This is a genomic window from Roseburia zhanii (assembly GCF_014287635.1).
Taxonomy (GTDB): domain Bacteria; phylum Bacillota; class Clostridia; order Lachnospirales; family Lachnospiraceae; genus Roseburia_B; species Roseburia_B zhanii.
Genome location: NZ_JACOPH010000007.1, coordinates 107,626 through 128,699 on the forward strand (window position 1 = coordinate 107,626; position 21,074 = coordinate 128,699).

Consider the following 21,074-nt stretch of genomic DNA (forward strand, 5'->3'; position numbering starts at 1 on the left):
ACAGACCGATGAAAATATGGAACAGACCGATGAAAATATGGAGCAGACCAAAGAAAAAGAAATCAAGACAGAAAAAGTGACGTTAGAAAAGAAAACTGTGGGAGAGGCAGAAGCAGAGAAAAAAACAGATGATCAGGATGATACAATAGAGGAGGCATCAGATGAAAAAGAAACTTAAAAAATTTTTTGTTGTGCTGTTAGTACTCCTGCTGATCGGTGGTGCAGCAGCCGGTGGTGCATACGCATACCAGTCCTATCAGAAAGAAAATACGCAGACACAGGTGTTTTATGTTTCTAACTTAAGTTATGGATATTCGAGTGATGCCATGACAAGTGCCGGCTACGTGACAAATGACTATGAGCAGTCTGTCTATTTAGAGGATAAGTCAGTTGTAGAAGTCAAGGTAGAAGAGGGTACAAAAGTAAAGATCGGAGATCCTCTGCTGGTATTAGACACGACAGAAGAGCAGTTACAGATTGATATGAAGAATCTGGAGCTGCAAAAAGTAGAAAATGACATTAAGATCGCAGAGAAGGATATTACAGAATTAAAAAAAAGGATTCCCGGAAGTTCAACAACGACTAATAACCAGTCACAAGGAAACGGAACGAGCGGAAGCGGTACGAGTGGAACAAGCGGAAGCGGTACGAATGGCAGCAGTGGAAGCGGTACGAATGGAACGAACGGAAGCGGTACGAGTGGAACAAGCGGAAGTGGCACGAATGGCAGTAGTGGAAGTGGAAGCAGTACGAAAGGGAGCAGTTTAAGCAGCAATTCCGCAAAAGGCATCAGTGCAATCAGCAGCACAGATGATTTTCATCTGGCAAATGCAAAAGGAGCATCTACGACAACTACATCAGCAGGATCTAGTGTGATCATCATGGAAGTAGAACAGCGTGATGGAGATGCTTATAACTATATAGATAAAAATGCAGAACCATATGAAGGAAAAGGAACACCGGAAAAACCATACCGGTTTCTTTGTACACAGGAATGTTATGTGTTAGGTTCTTATTTGAATCAGCTTGTCAAAAATGAGCAGGTAGCAGCATTTGAGATCTGGAGTGGAAACAGTGTGGATGAAGGTACACTGTTAAGCTGTTGGACAGTCAACGGAACTGAAAGAAGTACAGTTGCAGAAGATTCTAAATGGAAAGTGGCAACACAGCAGCAGATCACGACCGAAGTAGCAGCCGAGGATGAAGATGACGATAGTGATACTGACGACGATGACGATTCTGATAATTCGGGAAGTTCAGGCAGTTCAAGTTCGAACAGTTCTGGGGCGGGCAGCAGTCAGGATGATGACGATGATGATGGTAAGACTGTCGATGAATTGAAAAAAGATCTTGCTGAAAAGGAAAGCGATTTAAAAGAACTTCAGATTGATAAGAAATCAGCGGAATTAGAACTTGAAAAACTTCAGAAAGCCAAAGATCAGGCAACGATCCTTGCAACGATCAACGGTGTGGTCACTACAATCGGTGATTTAGAAAACCCACCGACCGATGGATCTGCTTTTATGGAAATTTCAGGTGCAGAGGGGTTGTATATCAAAGGTGCGGTCAGTGAACTTTTATTAGACCAGATTGAAGTCGGACAGGAAATCTCTGCAAATTCATGGAGTGACGGACAGACTTATCCGGCAAAGATCACGGAAATTTCTGAATATCCATCTGATAACAGCGGCGGATATTATGGTGAGGGCAATCCGAATGTTTCCTATTATTCATTTACTGCATATATGGAAGAATCCACGGGACTTAGCAATGGAGATTATGTGGATCTTTCAATCATGCCGGTAGATTCTGAGGAAAGTGCAAATTCGTTATATATAGAAAAAGCGTATGTCAGAACAGAAAATGGCAAATCCTATGTGTTAAAAGCAGGAGAAGATGACAGACTGGTAAAACAGTATGTACAGACTGGCAAAACGATCTATGGTTCTGCGGTTGAGATCAAGGCAGGACTAAAAGATGATGACAGGATTGCATTTCCTTATGGAAAAACTGCTAAAGAAGGTGTCAAAGCAGTAGATTCCGATGAAAATTAACAGCGGAGGAATATAATGTTAGAGAATATTCGATTATCGTTTAAGGGTATCTGGTCTCATAAAATGCGTTCCTTTTTAACGATGCTTGGTATCATTATTGGTATTGCAGCAATTATTGCAATTGTTTCAACAATTAAGGGAACAAATGAGCAGATCAAAGAAAATCTGATCGGTTCAGGTGATAATACCGTTGAGATAGCTTTGTATCAGGGCGACTGGACATATGAAATGGGTTATGAAGGTGTACCGGATGGTGTTCCTGTCATCAGTCAGAATGTGTTAAGTCAGATCAAAGATATCGATCATGTGGAAAATGCATCCTTATATTTGTCCAGACAGGATTATGACGGTGTTTATTATCTGAATACAGCATTATCCGGCGGCTATGTGATCGGTGTGGATCAGAACTATTTTAATACCTGTAATTATATGATCCGGAAAGGTCGTGGATTTACAGAAAAAGATTACAAAGACTACCATAAAGTAGCGTTGTTAGATTCTGATTCCGCAGATGTATTGTTTCAGGGAGAAGATCCGTTAGGAAAGACGATTGAGATCCATAAAGAGCCATATACAGTGATCGGAATAGTAACAAAATCCAAGGAATTTGAGCCGGTCATTAATAGTATCGATGATTATTACACCTATGCACAGGATAGTGCCGGAAAGATCTATATACCGGATTCTACATGGCCGATCGTATATCAGTATGATGAACCGCAGAATTTAGTTATCCAGGTGACAAGTACTGATGATATGACAAATGCCGGAAAAGAAAGTGCAAATATTTTAAATACTTACCTGAATGTTAGTGACGAAACGATCAAATACAAAGCAGAAGACTTATTAGAACAGGCAAAACAGATACAACAGCTAGGAGAATCTACGAACAATATGTTGATCTGGATCGCCGGTATTTCCCTGATCGTAGGTGGTATCGGGGTTATGAACATTATGCTGGTATCTGTTACAGAACGTACACAGGAAATTGGTTTAAAGAAAGCTATCGGAGCGAAAAAGTCTAATATTTTAGGACAGTTTTTAACAGAAGCATCCGTCCTCACGAGTATGGGTGGAATATTAGGCGTCGCATCCGGAATCGGTTTAGCGGAATTGATCTCAAAATTTAGTGAAACACCGGTAGCAATCAGTATTCCGGCAGCGATCGGAGCCGTTGCCTTTTCCATGATCATTGGAATCGTATTTGGTATGTTACCGTCTTATAAAGCAGCAAATTTAGATCCAATCGAAGCATTGCGGAGAGAATAAGAAGTGGTTTACAGCTTATATTACGTATAAAATGGCATTTAGCTTATCACCTGTATGGACATATTTATGCATGATTGATATGTCATACAGGTTATGTCTGAACTGTTGTTACTGTTCACACCTAACGGTGTGGCCAGCAACGATTACAGCCCATTAAAAATGCCTCTACGAGGCAGGGCTGTAATTACACAATAATTAACACTATGGCACATAGCTTGACAGCGCAGTGTCAAGCTTGCGTCTGAACAATAACGAACTGTTACACCGAATGCATAAAAATTAAAAAAAGTCTTTACAATCAAACATTTATAGTGTATTATAAATATATCTTTTAAATCTTTTTATCAAATTATTTTATTCAGACAAATTCCAGACATACAAACATTATAACAGCATAAAAGGGGGAATGTGGTTGCATATAGCGTTCTATGGCATTGCACCTGAAGTTGGTACAAGTGCAAATATGAAAGCGGTTGCAGCAGGTTTTTTACAATATCAGAATCGTTATGTAAAAATCACAGAAGATGAAGAATCTGATTTTGTATTTTCGGAAGAACTGGTATTTACTGACTGCACAAACAATAGACACGCAGAAGAAATCATCGGAAAAAGTGATCTGTTAGTCTATAATCTGTTAATTCCATATCAGGAATTAGAAACTGTCTATTTCAGACATTCCATGGTTCAAAAGAACATCATTTTTCTAATCGGAAAATATTATCAGGACAAATTTTATGACAAAACAAAATTAGCAAGGACATACCGTATTGCAGAGGAAAGGATCTGTACCATTCCTTACAGCCCAAGATTTCAAAAAGCATATGAAAATGAAACAATCTTACAGTATGTAAGGGAACAGCAAGGTAAACAGACAAGTTTAGAAGCTGTAGAATTTACAGCATGTCTACAACAGATGATACAGGCAGTATGTACCTGTACAAGCAGAAAAGGAGAAATTTATTATGGATGAAATTTTTAAACAGTATGGTTCAACAATTATTACCGTATTAGCAATCATAGCAGTGATCGGCATTATTACCTTAGTCATTGGAAATGACAGCAACAGTATTGTCTATCAGAAATTTACAGAGCTGATCACGAACTTCTATGACAGGGCAAATACGACGGCAGGATTTACGGTAACACCATAGAAAGGGGAGATATGATTGGAACAGACGGGAATCAGGCTGAGTGCAGAAGCATTTGGACCACTGTACCCATATATTGTAAATCCGGAGATCACAGATGTGGACTATAACGGCACAGATCTCTGGATCGTTACCACAGACAACAGGCGGCGTAAGATCGATACGGCAAAAGAGAGTATCAGTACATCTTTTTTAGAACAGTTTTGCGGAAGGGTTGCAAATGAAGTAAGCAGAAGTTTTAACCAGATGGAAAATGTCTTAGAAGCAGAAACGGAAAACTTAAGGATCACAATGGTACATGAGTCAGTTGCAGTTTCTGGAAGATCTTTTTCGATACGGAAATCCCTTCCGGCAGTCCGTTTTTCACCGGATGAAGCGGTGGCGGCAGAATATTGTTCAGCGGAAATGTTAGGGCTGCTGGTAAATTGCGTTTTAGCAAAAATGAATTTTGTCTTTTGTGGAGAACCGGCAGCGGGAAAAACAGAATGTGCAAAATTTTTTTCACAGTTTATACCGGCAAATGAGAAAGTAATCACGATCGAGGATAATCCCGAATGGCATTACAGACAGATCAATCCCGGAAAAGACTGTGTCGAATTAAAAATAAATTCCAGATTAGATTATTCCAAAGCGATCAAGACCTGCTTGAGATTAAATCCGAACTGGCTGATGTTATCCGAAGTCCGGTCAAAAGAGGCAAAGTCATTGATTGAATGCTGGTCTACCGGAATCAAGGGATTTACAACACTTCATACCGATGATGTACGAAAAATCCCAGACCGCCTTTTAAATATGATGGAACATCAGATGGATGCAGAGCGGTTGGTCAATGATATTTATTCGTATGTAGATGTAGGTATCCTGCTTCGGAAGAAAGAGAATTTAAAAGATGGGACGATCCGGCGTTATATCGATCAGATCTGTTTTTTCTATAGGAAAAAAATGGATAACCGGATCGCACTGATCGCAAAGGATGGAGTACTGCAGCAGGCTGCCTTACCCGAGGAGATCGTGGACCGTTTTTACAGGGAAGGGATCATGCAGCCGATGGAGTGTAAGATTTTAGGCAGACTGTCTGATTCAAAAAAGAAAGAGTACCGGTTGGGGAACAAAGAGAAGGAGAGGTGGGGTGGCAATGAAACAGAATAGCCTGTATGGCATGGGGCTGTTGGGTCTGGGCGTGCTTTTGGCATATTTGTACCGGCTGCAGCTTCCGTTTGCACTCATATTGATCTTAACAGAACTTTTTATATTTCCAAAGTGGCTTAGGGGAAAGCAAAGACAGAAAACAGAGGAAAAAAGGTTTTCAGATGTCAATATTTATTTGGAACAGATGCTGTATTCATTCCGAAAATCCGGAAAGATCCTATCGGCATTATTAGATGTGGAAAAACTGTTCCCGACAGGCAGCATGGGGGAAACCATACATGAAGCGGCAGGTTATATCCAGGAAACGTATGATGGAGAAAAAATCACAGAAAAAGCACTTACAATCATTGAAACAGAATATCCCACACGACGGATGGTTTCGGCGCACAGACTGATGTTAAAAGCAGAGCAGATAGGGGGCAGTTGCGAGGCATCTATCCGTATTCTGTTAAAAGACAGGGATATGTGGGAAAAAGAAACCTTATCTTACCGCAGACATTGTCAGATGCAGAAAAGAAATATTACGGCAGCGATCATGTTGTCCGCATCACTCTGTCTGATGACTCCCCTGCTTTGTCAGACTTCCCTGCAGCAGATCAGCGTAACAGAACAACTGATATACCAGATTACTACGATGCTGATGCTGTTAGCAGTCATGGGGATCTATCTATATACAGAAACTTATTTTACAAGGGACTGGCTGTCAGATGATGAAAAAGGACAGGAGATCGGTGCAGTGAAAACATACCAGAAAGTCGTAAATTATGATTTCAAAAAAGCACGAAGAAAAAGTTTTCTATGGGCAGCACCGGTACTGGCAGCTTCAGGTATCTGTATGATCTTAGATATGTGGGGGATGGCACTGATATTGATACCGATTGGGATATTCCTGTTATTTCAGCATCGTATCGATTATGCATTAGCAAAAAGATCGGTGATACGTGAGATCCGTAAAGTATTTCCGGACTGGCTGATGGAAGTGTCCCTGCTTTTGCAGACAGAAAATGTGGCTAATTCCATTCAAAAAAGTATTCCTTATGCTCCGTTGATCTTAAAAAGTGAATTAGAACTTTTAGTGGAACGTATTGCAGTTACACCCGAATCAAACCTGCCATATTCGGAGTTCTTGCAGGAGTTTAGCATACCGGAAACCGCATCGGCAATGGGAATGCTCTATTCATTATCCGACGGCGGCGGTTCCGATGCAGGAGTACAGATTGAAGAAATACTGACAAGAAATGCACAATGGAAAAAAGATGCGGAAGAAATGGCAAATAAGGATAAATTAGGGAAGATGTATCTTTTGTTTTTACTTCCTGCATTATTAGGCGCATTGAAAATGGTTGTGGATATGACATTGATCTTATTTGCCTTTTTTGGCGGAATACATGGATAGGAGGATGGCATGAGTCAGGTGATAAAATCTTTTATGGGAGTATTTTTCCTGCTTTCCATGCTGCTTTTGGGCATTGGGATATTATCGGCACAGACAGATGTTGCAAATGCCCTGGATTATAAAGCAGACATAATTGCAGAGTTAGAAAACAGCAATTATAATGCCAAAGTCATGGAAGCCTGCATCAGACAGGCAAAAGAAAGCGGATATGAAGTGGAGATCACGACATATACACCCGAAAAGCAGACGGCAGTCTATACAACGGACAATGTATCAGACACAACAGATGTGGTTATGGCAGAAGTGAAACTGACCTATCCGTACCGTATCGGATTTTTAAATGCAGTCACAGAGCATCAGGTGCGGGGATATGCGAGATAAAGGATGTTTCAATGGAACATTGCAACGTATATGCAAAGTGGCAATGGCAGGCTGTAATGAGAAGTATGTATCAATAGAAGGAGAACTGGATATGCAGAATATCATAGAAGAATATGGTATGGCAGTTTTGTATGCCATGATGGGAACTGTGCTGCTTGCAGCATTAGGTAATTTATTGGCAGTTATATCAGCATTTTAGGAGAGGAGAAAAAATATGAATGAGATTATGGAGGAATATGGAAGTATGCTGATCGGAGTACCATTTGGACTTTTGATCATTGGATTGGCAGTCAGGCTGATCTTTGTAGGGGAATCTTTGGGAAAAGTATTGTTTGTATTGGGAAATATGGCATGTTGAGGTGAAAAATGAAAGAAGTTATGCAGCAGTATGGAAGTGCCGCCATAACCGTAGTGGCTGGATTACTATTGTTTGTATATATCTTTTGGCAGGCAGATGCAGGGGGAACGCATGGGCTGATGCAAATTTCGCAGAAAATGGCAGTATTAGAACAAAAAGATTATACAGATTATGCAGATGCAAAAGAAACAGCAGAGGTCATAAAACGGGCAAATCCGGTGATCACATTTCAGAATATAAAAGTAGTAACAGGAAAAAGTTATGCGATACAAGATCTTTTTTTAGGAGAAGATGCAGATGGAAATGAGGCAGAACTTAAGATTTTAGAGATCAAGGGTTCTAGAGTGGGGGAACAGAAAGTAATGAACGGAACAATCAATTTTATGCAACAGGGAAATTACCGTATATGGGTGCAGGCAACTGACAGAGAGGGGAAGGCTGCCCGAAACATTTTTACGATCCCAGTAGTATGCAGATAGGAGATGAAGGATGAAACAGACAGTATTTGGGGTAGTCTGTATGCTGGTCCTGACATTTCTTGCAGTCCTTTTTATGACGATCCATGGGAGAACCTTACGGCAGACAGAAACAGATCATGCATTGGGAGAAGCAATTGATGCTGCCATGTCAACTGTAATGGAAACAAAAATATATACAGTGGAAACAAAAGAGGAATTAGTTGCAGATTTTTTAGAGAGCCTGCTGATACAGATGAACAGCACTTCGGAAGTAGAAGTAGCAGTTTTAAATGCAGATGAGGAAAAAGGAATCCTTTCCATTGAGGTGACAGAACATTATACCCATCCGAACGGCAGTCGGGGAAATGTATCCGAAGTCAGAACCGTGATCTTTGAAAAGGAAGAAGAAAAAGAAGCGGTAAAACATCAGGTGGAATTCTATCTTTCCGATGGAGTGGTGTACAAAAAATATGAACTGACAGAAGGGGAAGTATGCAGTATACCGGCGGTACCAAAGCAGAATGGGAGAAAGTTTGCAGGCTGGCAGTTTGTAATAGGCGGAAGTGGAATCGCAGGGGGAACAACGGTGGTCTGTGCAGATGGAAATGTTACGAAAACAGTGCTTGCTTCGGGAGGGCTTCCTTATACAGTGGGAGAAGATACGAGGCTGGTGGCGGTGTTTGAATAGTGGTTGGCTGGATTCATTTTAAGAAGATTTCCAGAGTACAAAAATATGGAGGGCACTATGAAATATAATAGATTGATAGGGCAATATGTAAAGAAATGTTTTGCCTGTGTTTTAGCCGCAGTCATATTTATGGACGGACAAGCAGGAAGTAGTATGGTTTATGCAGCAGGACGAAATACGGTTTTCGATGTTGGTATACATGGGGAAGATATAAAGGGGAATATGGAAGCAGATATGAGTCTGGTGCAGACAGAAGAACCAGAAACAGCACTTGGTTTAGATCGTACCGATGACCTTATAAAAAGGGATCATGGAACAGACTGGCAGGCATTGAGTGATGAGGTTTTAAAAGGAGAAAATAAAAGAGGAGAGGTTCCGGCTGCAGAGGAAGTAAAGGAACAGGAGGATACCTCTCCTTACGTGATCGAGGTAGGAGATCTGGCATCGTTTGTACAGGCAGTCGGGGAAGTGAGCAGCAGTGATGATCTGGCATCTGCCTGTACCTTTACAAAAGATTCGGCAACGGCAGTCGCAAACGGGGAAGAACAGACGGCACAGCTTGTCGATCCATTCCAGAATAAGCGTCTGATCGTAAAGAGCCCACAGGGGTTTGATCCCCATGGGGCAGAAAGCATCATACAGGGATATGGACAGCTGTTTATCCTGACATACGCCACAGAAGAAGAAACAAAGTCGGCATATGAATCTTTACAGACAATCCCATATCTGACAGTGGAGCCGGATAGCGTGCTTGCAGCGGCAACAGCAGCAGGCGATGGCAGTTTGGCAGATACAGAGGATGAGATAGGAGAAACTGCGGATAACGCAGGAGAAGAACGGAAAAAGGAAGAAGAACAGACATCGGAAGAAGTGTCAGATATTGTCGGGGAAAGTGAGGATGGCAGTACCGGAGGAATACAGAAAACGCAGGAACAGAAGCCGGAGAGAATACTGGAAGAATCATCAGAAAAAGAGTCAGTTGGTGAGGGGGCAGAAACACAGGTGGAAGAACCAGCACCAGATGCTGTTGATGGGAGTTCATTGACAGATGTGGAAGATGGGCAGACAGATAAGTCGGGATCAGAAGATACGGTAACGGACAAAACGGTAACGATAGAAAACGTAACAGAAAAGTCAGCAACAGCAGAAACTGCTGCGAATCTGAACACAGCAGGGCAGGAAAAGCACCGTATCATAAGAGCCACACAGCAGCAGATCGAGGAAAAACATGCCGTCACAGTCGCAGTCCTTGATACCGGATATGACTTTGCAGGAGCATCGTCAGAACGGGTGGAATGTGGTGTGGATGTTTCAGGCAGCGGGAACGCACAGGATGGTAACGGACATGGAACGTCAGTGGCAGATATTGTCCTTACTGCGACAGGGGAGGATATCTGTGTATTTCCGGTAAAAGTGGCAGATGAAAATGGACGGAGTTCCTCCCTGCGTCTTTACCTTGGCATGGAAGAAGCTTTGTATTACGGAGCATCTGTAGTAAATATCAGCATGAGTGCATACAGACCGGCGGACGGCAGCCTTGTGGCAGAGGAGATCACAAGGTTAAAGGAACAGGGCATTTTTGTGGTCACAGCCGCAGGAAATTATGGCGGTGATACGGCAGATTACGTGCCTGCAAATGTGCCGGATGCAGTTGTTGTGTCTGCAATCAATGAAAAGGATGAGGCAGATGCTTATTCAAACCATGGAAGTACGGTGGACTACTGTGCATACGGTTCCGTCAATGCGAAAACATTAGATGGAGAGGAAGAAAACATATCCGGTACATCCGTATCGGCAGCCATTGTTTCTGCAGTCATTGCAGAAGAATGTCTTAAGGACATGGGTGCAGGCTATGATGCGGTCATAGAATCCTTAAATGCACAGGCAAAGGATCTCGGGGATACCGGAAGGGATGATGTCTATGGAATCGGAGCTATATATGCAGACCGCATCAATGGAAATGCAGAGGAAGAATGGAAAGGACTTACCGATGAACTTTTAAACTGTGACTGGAAAAATATGAGTGATGAAGCGTTCAATTTAGTACTTGCCGGTACAGATAATATGCTGATCCGCTATTTTTTAGATCAACTTACAGAAGCAGAAAAGGCAGAGCTTTTAGTAAGGGATACCCTGTTGACACATCAGAGCACAAATATTGCATATGATCCGGCAGAGGAAAAGACCGTAAGCAGGGAAACAGGGACTTTATATGAGTATCTGTACAGTCAGGATTTTTCAGAATACTACATCCAGAAAGATATATCAGGGCATGTATTAGGCGGGACGTATTATATGTATATCCGTGATAACAAGTTTTATACAGCTGCCCTTGATACCAGTAAAAATGGGACAAATGCCTATATTAAGGTCAAGTTTTATGGAGGTTCCGGCGGAAATCCGTTTACCAACCCACAAGTCAGCGTGAGTGCCACAAATGCAGGAGCCATTGATTTTTCATCTATGACGATCGAAGGCGTGAAAACTTTTGTAGATGACAATGGACATGCCAATACCATAGGACAGCTCAATCTAAATGGGATCAAGGTTTTAAAACCGGTACACAGCAAGGCAACAGGCTATATGCGAGCCAAGAACGTGGCAGACCTGTTAGGAAATGGCATAGCCGGCACATGGTCAGGCGGTGTGACAGACTATGGAAAAAATACCTGCAGTGCAGAAAGTACAATGATCCACCTTGCCATAGGATATGGAGATCTTGAGATGGACAAAAAGGATAAAGGAAAACAGGTTTATACTGTTAAAATCACAGAATATGGAGAATCAGAATGGAGCAGCTGGAGTGATTATGCAGTGACACAGAATGTTACCTGCAGTCAGGCAGGAAGCAAATACCGTACGCATTATAAAACATGTAAAAACTGTGGGGCGGTTACCAGAACAGAAACAGATACAAAGAGCATCACACAGCTTGCTCATGCCTATACTTACCGTTATCAGGAGAATAATGGTGTGGAAAACGGAATGCGTTATCAGGAATGTACACGTTCGGATGCAGAATGTGGGAGAGGAAAGGATGTCAATGGGGAAACATGGCAGAAAGATTTTCAGTATTATCAGTATATAGGCTACCGTCTGATGGATACGGACGGAAATTATCCGGCAGACTATACAGCTGCGGACAACAAGTATTGTCTGCCGGGAGAACTGATCGGGGAATGTGGAACGGAAAAATGGATTGCAGATATGCAGCGAAATGAATTTATGGCAGCATCGAATGCAGTGGAAAGCTATATGGTAAGTGTATCCGCAAATTCGATCAGGATGGATATCCCAAGAAAGCGTTACCATGTGGTATTTGATGGGAACGGTGCAACCAGCGGATCTACGGCAGGGCATACAAATATATGTGTTGGGAAGACATTTACATTGAATAAGAATGGATTTAAGAAGACTGGCTATGATTTTATGGACTGGAGTCAAGGTAAAAATGACCATAATCTATATAAGAAGGATGGGGCAAAAATAAGTAAGGATCTGTCAACGACAAATGGAGAAACGATCACGCTATATGCTATCTGGGAGCCACATGTTTATAAGATCACACTGGATAATCAAGGGGCAGATAAAAGTGATAAGGATACACCAGCGGTGTATGAAAAATATACTGAGGATTATTATCAGGATGAAACAGGAATCTTGGTTTTTCCGGATGGCAGAATCAATATTCCGGAAAAAACAGTAACAGATGATACACTGTTAAAGAAGCAGCGGAAACAGTTCTTTTTGGGATATTATACAAAAAAGAATTCATTTGGTGATCAGATGGTAAAGCCTGATGGTACACTGGTCGCAGACATGGCAGGGAAAGGAAACTACAGGTATTTTACATCTGATGCAACAGTCTATGCTGCATGGGAAGATATGTATGCCATCCAGTATGACTTAAACCTTACCGATAAGGACATGGAGATCTTAAGCCATGACAACGATGGAAATGTGATCCCTAATCCGGTTACGGGACCGGAGATCAAGTGGAAACAGAAGGGAAAAGATATCACAATTAAATATGAGACAGTTTCCATTGCAAATGAAACATTTAAACCCATCTATCGTCTGATGGGATACAGCCTGACACCGGAGATAACCAGCGAGGATGAGATTGTCCTGAGCGAAGAAAAGGATACTTATCATGTGACGGAGGAAAAGGATATCATCCTCTATGCACAGTGGGATACCAGTTTTATGGTGACTTATATGGGAAATGAACAGACAGAGGGAAATGACTATCTGGATAAGGTGGAGGATGTGACAGAGGATTACCTGTTTTCCAAAAATGATAAGGAGGCCATCGAAGTACTGGAAAACGATGTAGACTATTTTATAAAAACAGTGGAAAGACCAACGATTGATATCGCAACAGGCAATGATGTAGATGAGGATGGAAACCCATACATGGAAACAGTACCGTATAGTTTTCAGGGATGGAGTATGTATGATGAAAAGAAAATGCAGGATGAAAATCTACAGTATGCATTAGAAGATAAGGAAAAAAGTAATTCTGAGCTGATATCTGAGGCAGCAAAGGTTTCACAGATGGAAACTGGAAAAGGTCTGACCTTTGGAAATCCGGCAGAAGAATATGGTACTTCGAACGCACCACACATGAGTACCCATGATCTGATCGCGGGCGGAAAAGGCGAAAGCCATGAGAATGCCCTGTTTGCCGATGCAGTCAAAGGGTATCTTGCAGAAGTGACGAAAATGCCGTATGTCAACATGTATGCGATCTGGGATGAATACCCGCAGATCACAGCCAGCGATATCTATCTGCCACTCTCCTATGCACAGGAAGGACGCATCACAGAGGAGTATCTGCTGGGATATGCAGTGGCAACCGATGAAGAATTAAAGAGCACATCCAATACCAAAGGGATCTTAAAACACGGGACAGACAGTGTGAACGGGACAGCATTTAAAGTCCTTGATTATCAGGCAAGCGAATTTTTAGGAGCAGGATCAGATATGGCAATGAGCATCACTTACCATGCCGAAGATGCCGTTGGGAATGTGACAGAAAAGATGGTCATGGTCCACCTTGCAGATACGACACCACAGCCGTATGAACCGGGATATGTGCGTTTCATATCAAAGGAGCATGAAGATACCTTAGAGGAAAACTCCATCTGGAGGAGCGGGGAGTATGCAGAAACACTTGCCGAAGTATTGAACAACAGCAAGATAGGTGAAGAGTATACGACCGTCAGTCCGTTACAGCAGGCACTTGGAGTAAAACCGGTGAAGAAACCGGGAAGCGGGACATGGAAGCATATGGAACAGGTATGGAGGTTTACGCATGAGGAAGTGCTGGCAGTACAGGAATATATAGATGCAAACGGACTGTTTGGAAGTCAGGAAGGATTCCTTACGACTTTCGGACACTGCCGTGTACAGTAAAACAGGAGGATATCTGTATCATAATTAAAAATGATACAGACCGGTAAAGCAGCCATTTTGGCTGCTTTACTTGTGTTCTGTCCAAGTGATAGATATAATAAAACAAAAGAAGAAACTACGGAGGGGGATGCATATGAAGAAAAGAAAGAAGATCACAACGGTTCTGCTGATCATATTTGGTATCATGACATCAGTACCTGTACAGGCACAGGAGATCGCAGACGTGCAGGAAAGTATAGATGTGGTGGGGAAAGACTGTCTCACGAGTGAGGATGGTCAGTGGCAGTATGAGATACTTGAAACAGATGAAGGAGAAAAATATATAGATCTCTATGAATACAATGGCAATGAAGAAGTCCTGGCTGTGCCGTCAAAGATTAATGGGATTACGGTATGCAGTATGGGAAGCATTGTTTTTTATAATAATGAAACACTCAGGGAGGTTACGCTTCCCAAAACAATAGTTACTGTATCACAGGGGGTATTCAAAACGGCATATGCATTAGAGAAAATCAGTATAGAAAATCCTACAGAAGCAGGGTTTCATACGATAGATGGGGTGTTTTTTAACGGAAAACAGTTAGTTGCCTATCCACCGGCAAAACAGGGAGATCTCTATGTTATTCCAGAAGGAACAACAGACATATTAAATGGGGCTTTCTTTGGATGTGCTGATTTAAAGAAGATCGTTGTACCATCGTCAGCGGTATATTACAGGACCTGTGCATTTGCAAAATGTAAACAGCCGATAGATATCATCCTTAAGGGTACTTCAAGCACAGCGCTGAATTTCATAAAAAATGCCTGCTGGGAGATGCCTGTCGGAACACGATATTTGACAAAGACAGAGGAATATAAAGCAAAGCTGCTGGAAAAAATGACATCTACAAGTGTATACAAAGACAGCACCGATACCATGGCAGTAGAGGTCATGAATCCTACACCTGCCACAGCACTGACATTTTCCGATGGGACAACAGAGGCATGGGTACAGGCAAGCTATACAGATACAGGGTATACGGGTGATCCGGTCAATAACTTTTATTTACAGTCGCTATACCAGCAGGAGCCATATGATACCACAGACAATGTCACATGGAGTCTGGTAAGTGCCGATACCTGTCCAGCTATCTTAAACGAGAAAAATCCAGACAAGTATGTATGTCAGGTCACTTCCGGAGGGACGATCATCACCTATGCGGGAGGAAATGCAGTCTTAAAGGGAACAGATGAAAGCGGTCATGAACTGATACTGCATGTGGCGGTATACAGTCCGATGGAAACATTTGAAGTAAAGGGAAGAAGTGGACCTTCTGTAAAGGCTGGAGAAGAAGCAGTTGTATATGCAGATATTACACCAGAATACAGTTATGCCAACAATGTCAAAGTCACATGGACATCATCCAACCCGGAAGTTGCTACAGTAGAAGCTTATGGGACAGTGACTGCAAAGATAAACGGGTTAGAAGCAGGATATACGACTTTGACAGCAACGGTCAATGATAATGGAAAGCTGATATCAAAAACATTAGAGGTTTCAGTATTTGACTATATCACGAACTGTACAGTTGATCCAATCCCGGCACAGACATATCTTGGAGAACAGTTAAAGCCTGTGCCGGTGGTATGTTATCATGAACGTATTTTGACAGAAGGTATAGATTATGAAGTTGTATATTATGGAGATAATTGTGCTATTGGTAAACAAGAGGGATATATGTGTATCAATGGTTTAAATACAACATTTGCAAGGACAGTGAAAACATTGAATGCATACTTTGATATCATTGATGGCAGGAGCAATCCTTCCGGAGTCAATCCGACACCTGGAACAGGCGAGAACCAAAATCCATCAAATAATACTGGAAGCAGTCATACACCATCTACAGGTGATCCTAATACAGCATCCAATGATCCGGAGCAGGGAAATGGAACAGATACAGCAATAAAGACGTTTCAGGCAAAGAACATAAAATATACCGTTACATCAGCCAAAGAAGTAAAAGTAACAGGACCGACGAAAAAGAGCATCCGTTCTGTTACGATTCCTGCAACTGTAAAGTATAAAGGAACGACTTACAAGGTAACATCAATCGGCAGCAAGGCATTCTATAACTGCAAAAAGCTAAAAACAGTAACGATCAAAAGCAGGAAACTGAAATCAGTCGGTAAAAATGCATTTAAGGGGATCTACAAAAAAGCAAAGGTTACAGTGCCAAAGAGTAAGTATAAGGCATACAGAAAGCTGTTCAAAAAGGCAGGTTTCAGTTCTAAGACGGTGTGGAAGAAAAAATAAATGTTAAAGATTGAAGATAGGACGTCAGAAAGGATTCACTGTGATTTTCGGATACTGTCATGTGTAGGAAAAACAGGAGAATATTCGTATCACAATGAAAAATGATATATATGAGTAAAGCTGCCAGAATGCCAGCTTTACTTGTATGATATTACTGGAGAGGTACAATCCTGTCTTTGACAGTTGTTAGAAGAAAAGAAGATCGCTGCATCCCTTGATTTTACTGGGGTTCAGCGATTTTTGCCGTTGTTTTGAAGTATAGTAATTTATTCCTTCCCTTTACTTTTTTTCTGTATGGTTTTCATTTTGCTCTTTGTTATAAATTGATAGTCTGTCCTAAAACCACAGCTTTCATGAAGGGCATCTGTAATCTTTTCACGTTTATACAGCGGGATGAATCCCTGTTCCTGTATTTCTGCAAAATTCATTGCCTTTAGAGTGTCCAATAATTCTTCACAGGTATATTGCAAATTTAACTTTTTCTCAAGATAACGGTAAATTGTTAATGAAAGAAAACAGATCAGAAAATGAGCTTTTATCCTGTTCTCATCCTGTAAATAAACTGGTCTTGCAGAAAAATCAGTTTTCATAATACGAAAACATTCTTCGATCTGCCATCTGCCTTCGCTTACTTTTAAAATATCATTAACATCATCATCCAAAAGATCTGTACAGACTGCATAAAGATCATCATACTGTGCTTCTTCCTCAATCTTAGCCTCATCAGGGTATTGTTCTATATCTGCAGCTTCCCCATCCTTGGTGACAGCTTTCTTTGTGCCCGCTCTACCTGTTTGTCACGGACTGCCTTCTGATAAAGGGCATATTTAGGAGAATAAGTAATGATTAAACGCTGGTACAGTTTTTTTGTGGTGTACGGTTCGTCCTTATAATAAAGTCCTTTGTCATCTTCTGGTAATTTCGTGATATCGACCGGAAGATCATCGGAAACACGTTTGAAGCCATGTGGATCCAGAGCCCATTCTTTTTCCTCTTTTTTCAGTTTTTTGATTGATTGGGTTACGATATAAGCACGTTCACCCAGATGGTTGTATTCGCGGATGGATTCTGATCCCAACCCGGCATCACTGCAATAAATAAATTTCTGACATCCGAAATCACTAAGGACTTTTTTTCCAGCGGTTTTAGCGATGTCTGTTCATTTGCATTTCCCGGGAAAAGGGAAAAGGCAAGCGGAATCCCATCCCCATCCATGAACAGTCCCATCTGAATGATTGGGATTTGGTCAATTTAGGAGATCCTAAACAGAGAAGAGAAAGGTCTTACTGCGAGAGGTAAGATTTTTTTAATGCAATCATTCGCAAAATTTACATGGCCTTTTATGAAGCAAACTGTAAATGTTTCCGAAAAGAGTATTGCTATCACGTATGCGTGATAGATTATGCTCTTGATACGGGGAAAGGGAAGGCCGTAGTGAAGAGGACAAGCGAGATAAGTAAAATTGCTGGAGTAAGTAAGCGTACATTACAATTTTATGATGATGAAGGGATGATTAAAGTGGAAAGATCTGAGAACAACTATCGTTTATATGACGAAAAAACTTTAGAAAAATTATGGGAGATTATGGTCTATAAGGAAATGGGATTGAAACTTGGAGACATCAAACAATTGCTAGTGATGTCAGAAAATGAGAAGAAAGGATTCTATAAAGCGTATATTGAACAAATTGAAGAAAAAATCAAAGAGTTAGAGAGACAGGAAAGATTTATTTCTCTAATCATAGCGAAAGGATTACCTCAGATACCGGATGAAAACTCTGATGTTACATATAAAAGCAGGATTGCCGAAATTAGGAGAGGGTGTGTTGATGAAGAATACAGATTATAGAGGTACAGTCAGGATACTTGTAGATGTTATAACAACAGTGATAAATTTAAGTATTATGGCTCAGATATCAAAGAATTGCTATCGGTGTAATAGAAACTATTCAAGACAAGGTGAGGTTTCAAATGAGAATGCAAATTGTATTTTAAAGAAACAACAATTTACAAAAAAGAAGGAAATAAATGATAAAAAATATTATGCGGAGGATATTAAGAAATTACGATATTTATTAGATGAAGCGTACCAGCAGATGCAGCAGGGTCAATATCATTATGCAATTTACGATGCAAATAGTGTTATGAGGGAAACTATGAAAATATTGCTTCGCTATAAAAATAGAGGATATGCTATGGACGATTTATTGATGAACATAAAAATATGTGAACGCAAGAAGTTACTTGGTGCAGATAAAGATTTTATAAATAGGATGTATGAAGTTTATCATATATGCGAGTGTGATAGACAGAGATTTGACAAAGGGAAGTATATAAATCATCGGAAGGTACATTTTGTGATTATGCAGCTCAAAGATTTGCTGAATTTTGTGGAAAGAGAAATAATTTATTCCTGAATTGTGACAAAGGGCATAACTAAGAAACGTATGGTCTTGGTTATGCCATAATGCTACATAATTGCGTTGAAATCAAATATTGTATTCATGTCACATTCCAGAATATGACAGCAGGCAAATAAGAAAGATACGGTAGGATTTTGCGTGCCTTTTTCGATACGGTTATATGAGTAAATAGAAATGTCTATTCCGTTGATCTGGAGTCTTGCGACCATGTCCGTTTGCTTTATATTCATGGATTTACGCATCCTTGCAATGTGGTTGCCTATATTTATATCATTTACTTGGATAATACGGTCAACGCTCTCGTGGTTCTTCATTATATTGCACCTCCACGCAATATTTTATGGTGATTTGTAAGAAAATAATTGCACGAGAACGCAATGAATGATATTATAGAAGTAGCTGCAGGAAAATAAATTCGGATTTTAAACAGACAGAAAAGGAACAAAGACAGCAAGGAGATATGGAATCATTTATGCAATATCAGACTGCAAGGGCTATGAGAGATGCAGCAAAGCAGGAAGGAGGGGTAGCTGGGTTAGGTGCCGGATTAGCGTTTGGCAACACGATAGCTCAAAATGTACAAGATGTATCAACTCCAAATAATCAGGCGAAAGGCAAAATAGAACAGTTAAGGGAATTAAAAAGGTTTATTGGATGAGGGAATACTGACGCAAGAAGAGTTTGATGCAGAAAAGAAACGTATTATTGGAAACTAAAATAAAAATCTAAGGAATTTAGGAAGGATGGAAAGATGTCAAAGAAACCGAAAATGGTATTATGCAGAAACTGCAATACTCCAATAACAAAAAATGCAAAGATTTGCCCGTCATGTGGAGCTAAGAACAAAAAGCCATTTTTTAAGAGGTGGTGGTTTGTGTTGCTTGTTGTGATACTTGTGTTAGGTGGGATTGGTTCTATTAACAGAAACAAGAAAGAAAAATTTGATTGGAATGAAGTGGAACTTTGTGATCGGCTTCCCAAACCGAAGTCAAATGTTGGCAGGATTTGGAGTAATGAGCCAGATCGTTTGAGTATTGAAGTGGAAAAAACTTCAAAAAGCGAATATAAAAATTATGTAAAAGAATCTCAGGCAATGGGATATACTATTGAAAGCGAAGAATCTGGAGACAGTTACAAAGCTTTTGATGAGGAAGGATATGGATTATCAGTAAGTTATTTTAATGAATCTATGGATATTGAGCTTGAAGCTCCAACTGAAATGGGAACACTAAATTGGCCTAAGAGTGAAATTGCAGGTTTACTTCCGTTGCCGAAGTCTACGGTTGGCAAGGTTTCTACAGATACAGAAAATGGATGCTATATCTATGTTGGAGAAACTTCCATAGATGATTTTAATGCGTATGCTGATGAATGTGCAAATAATGGCTTTTCTGTTGATTATGAAAGAGGTGACAAGTTCTATAATGCTAAAGATGAGGCTGGAAATAAACTTTCGTTATCTTATCAGGGAAATAATGTAATGGTTATTCAAATCAGAAAACCAGATGAAACTGAAGCGGATGCACCTGCAACAGAGCAGGAAAGTGAACCTTCTTCAGCAACTGAGCAACAGACGGAATCTGCGGAAAAATCAAGTGACAGTGCAGAATTGATAGATGGTATGCGTCCAGAGTTTAAGAAGGCGATGGACAGCTACGAAGAATTTATGAATGAGTATTGCGAGTTCATGGAAAAATATGCAGAATCCGATGGATCGGATGTAGGACTATTGGCTGATTATGCAAGTTATATGAGTAAATATGCTGATGTGGTAGAAGATTTTGAAGCGTGGGATGATGGTGAAATGAATACAGCGGAAACAGCATATTATTTGGATGTTCAGACACGAGTTAGCAAGAAACTTCTTGAAGTGGCAGAATGATCAATGGTTACGAATAACCATATATGATAGAATATTTTTTGCAAAAGCATCGGCGTACCGGTGCTTTTGTTCGTATTTGGATAAACGGACACTTGATTTTATAAAAATTAGTAGAAATATATAAAAAGTGGTTGTTTCTTCCTTTGCGATAAAGT

19 protein-coding genes and 1 pseudogene are annotated in these 21,074 nt (G+C 40.7%); 18 read left to right on the top strand and 2 right to left on the bottom strand.

The annotated features are described in order from the left end of the window. The first annotated feature begins 161 nt into the window (after positions 1-161). The 13 genes from H8S17_RS09600 (at position 162) to H8S17_RS09660 (ending at position 16,615) form a co-directional block, all read left to right on the top strand. Positions 162-2,054: an efflux RND transporter periplasmic adaptor subunit gene (locus tag H8S17_RS09600; protein WP_186867154.1), complete on the top strand. Its 1,893-nt coding sequence runs from the start codon at positions 162-164 to the stop codon at positions 2,052-2,054. A gap of 15 nt (positions 2,055-2,069) precedes the next feature. Then, positions 2,070-3,323, top strand: a complete 1,254-nt coding sequence (locus tag H8S17_RS09605) for an ABC transporter permease (protein WP_186867155.1) — start codon at positions 2,070-2,072, stop codon at positions 3,321-3,323. A 412-nt stretch (positions 3,324-3,735) separates the two neighbouring features. Further along, entirely contained in the window at positions 3,736-4,293 is a 558-nt protein-coding gene (locus H8S17_RS09610) for a hypothetical protein (protein ID WP_186867156.1), read from the top strand. Continuing rightward, on the top strand, positions 4,286-4,474 hold the full coding sequence (locus H8S17_RS09615) for a hypothetical protein (protein WP_178051764.1): 189 nt from the start codon (positions 4,286-4,288) through the stop codon (positions 4,472-4,474). Before H8S17_RS09610 ends, H8S17_RS09615 begins: the two co-directional genes overlap by 8 nt. 15 nt (positions 4,475-4,489) lie before the next feature. Continuing rightward, complete coding sequence (locus H8S17_RS09620) at positions 4,490-5,620, top strand: ATPase, T2SS/T4P/T4SS family (RefSeq protein WP_186867157.1); 1,131 nt, start codon at positions 4,490-4,492, stop codon at positions 5,618-5,620. Next, on the top strand, positions 5,607-7,016 hold the full coding sequence (locus H8S17_RS09625) for a hypothetical protein (RefSeq protein ID WP_186867158.1): 1,410 nt from the start codon (positions 5,607-5,609) through the stop codon (positions 7,014-7,016). Before H8S17_RS09620 ends, H8S17_RS09625 begins: the two co-directional genes overlap by 14 nt. Positions 7,017-7,025: 9 nt before the next feature. Continuing rightward, a complete protein-coding gene (locus tag H8S17_RS09630) occupies positions 7,026-7,397 on the top strand; it encodes a hypothetical protein (protein WP_186867159.1) in 372 nt (123 codons plus the stop codon). Further along, positions 7,387-7,596, top strand: a complete 210-nt coding sequence (locus tag H8S17_RS09635) for a hypothetical protein (protein WP_186867160.1) — start codon at positions 7,387-7,389, stop codon at positions 7,594-7,596. The genes H8S17_RS09630 and H8S17_RS09635 overlap by 11 nt, the downstream gene beginning before the upstream one ends. Positions 7,597-7,611: 15 nt before the next feature. Then, positions 7,612-7,755 carry a hypothetical protein gene (locus H8S17_RS09640; RefSeq protein ID WP_178051769.1) on the top strand — a complete coding sequence of 48 codons (144 nt, stop codon included), beginning with the start codon at positions 7,612-7,614 and terminating at the stop codon, positions 7,753-7,755. Positions 7,756-7,763: 8 nt separating this feature from the next. Further along, complete coding sequence (locus H8S17_RS09645) at positions 7,764-8,234, top strand: hypothetical protein (protein WP_186867161.1); 471 nt, start codon at positions 7,764-7,766, stop codon at positions 8,232-8,234. A 10-nt stretch (positions 8,235-8,244) separates the two neighbouring features. Then, positions 8,245-8,901, top strand: coding sequence for a hypothetical protein (locus H8S17_RS09650; protein WP_186867162.1), 657 nt, complete (start codon positions 8,245-8,247; stop codon positions 8,899-8,901). A 57-nt stretch (positions 8,902-8,958) separates the two neighbouring features. Further along, entirely contained in the window at positions 8,959-14,319 is a 5,361-nt protein-coding gene (locus H8S17_RS09655; RefSeq protein WP_186867163.1) for a S8 family serine peptidase, read from the top strand. A gap of 133 nt (positions 14,320-14,452) precedes the next feature. After that, on the top strand, positions 14,453-16,615 hold the full coding sequence (locus H8S17_RS09660; protein ID WP_186867164.1) for a leucine-rich repeat protein: 2,163 nt from the start codon (positions 14,453-14,455) through the stop codon (positions 16,613-16,615). 266 nt (positions 16,616-16,881) lie between these two features. Here H8S17_RS09660 and H8S17_RS17115 read toward each other — a convergent pair. Then, a pseudogene (locus H8S17_RS17115) lies at positions 16,882-17,854 on the bottom strand (IS1634 family transposase); the annotation flags it as partial. A 195-nt stretch (positions 17,855-18,049) separates the two neighbouring features. On the opposite strand from H8S17_RS17115, the gene H8S17_RS09670 reads away from it, so the two are divergent. Then, complete coding sequence (locus H8S17_RS09670) at positions 18,050-18,463, top strand: MerR family transcriptional regulator (RefSeq protein WP_186867165.1); 414 nt, start codon at positions 18,050-18,052, stop codon at positions 18,461-18,463. After that, positions 18,444-19,031, top strand: a complete 588-nt coding sequence (locus H8S17_RS09675; protein ID WP_186867166.1) for a hypothetical protein — start codon at positions 18,444-18,446, stop codon at positions 19,029-19,031. Before H8S17_RS09670 ends, H8S17_RS09675 begins: the two co-directional genes overlap by 20 nt. Before the next feature lie 53 nt (positions 19,032-19,084). Here H8S17_RS09675 and H8S17_RS09680 read toward each other — a convergent pair whose 3' ends face one another. Further along, complete coding sequence (locus H8S17_RS09680) at positions 19,085-19,351, bottom strand: helix-turn-helix transcriptional regulator (RefSeq protein WP_178051776.1); 267 nt, start codon at positions 19,349-19,351, stop codon at positions 19,085-19,087. A gap of 146 nt (positions 19,352-19,497) precedes the next feature. Here H8S17_RS09680 and H8S17_RS09685 point away from each other — a divergent pair, with 146 nt between their 5' ends. From H8S17_RS09685 to H8S17_RS09695, 3 genes are read left to right on the top strand one after another with little or no spacing between them, the layout of a single operon-like run. Next, positions 19,498-19,695 carry a hypothetical protein gene (locus H8S17_RS09685; protein ID WP_186867167.1) on the top strand — a complete coding sequence of 66 codons (198 nt, stop codon included), beginning with the start codon at positions 19,498-19,500 and terminating at the stop codon, positions 19,693-19,695. Continuing rightward, a complete protein-coding gene (locus H8S17_RS17255; RefSeq protein WP_186867193.1) occupies positions 19,688-19,753 on the top strand; it encodes a hypothetical protein in 66 nt (21 codons plus the stop codon). The genes H8S17_RS09685 and H8S17_RS17255 overlap by 8 nt, the downstream gene beginning before the upstream one ends. Positions 19,754-19,806: 53 nt before the next feature. Further along, the gene (locus tag H8S17_RS09695; protein WP_186867168.1) at positions 19,807-20,919 is read left to right on the top strand and encodes a zinc ribbon domain-containing protein; all 1,113 of its coding nucleotides are present in this window, start codon (positions 19,807-19,809) and stop codon (positions 20,917-20,919) included. Positions 20,920-21,074: the final 155 nt, after the last annotated feature.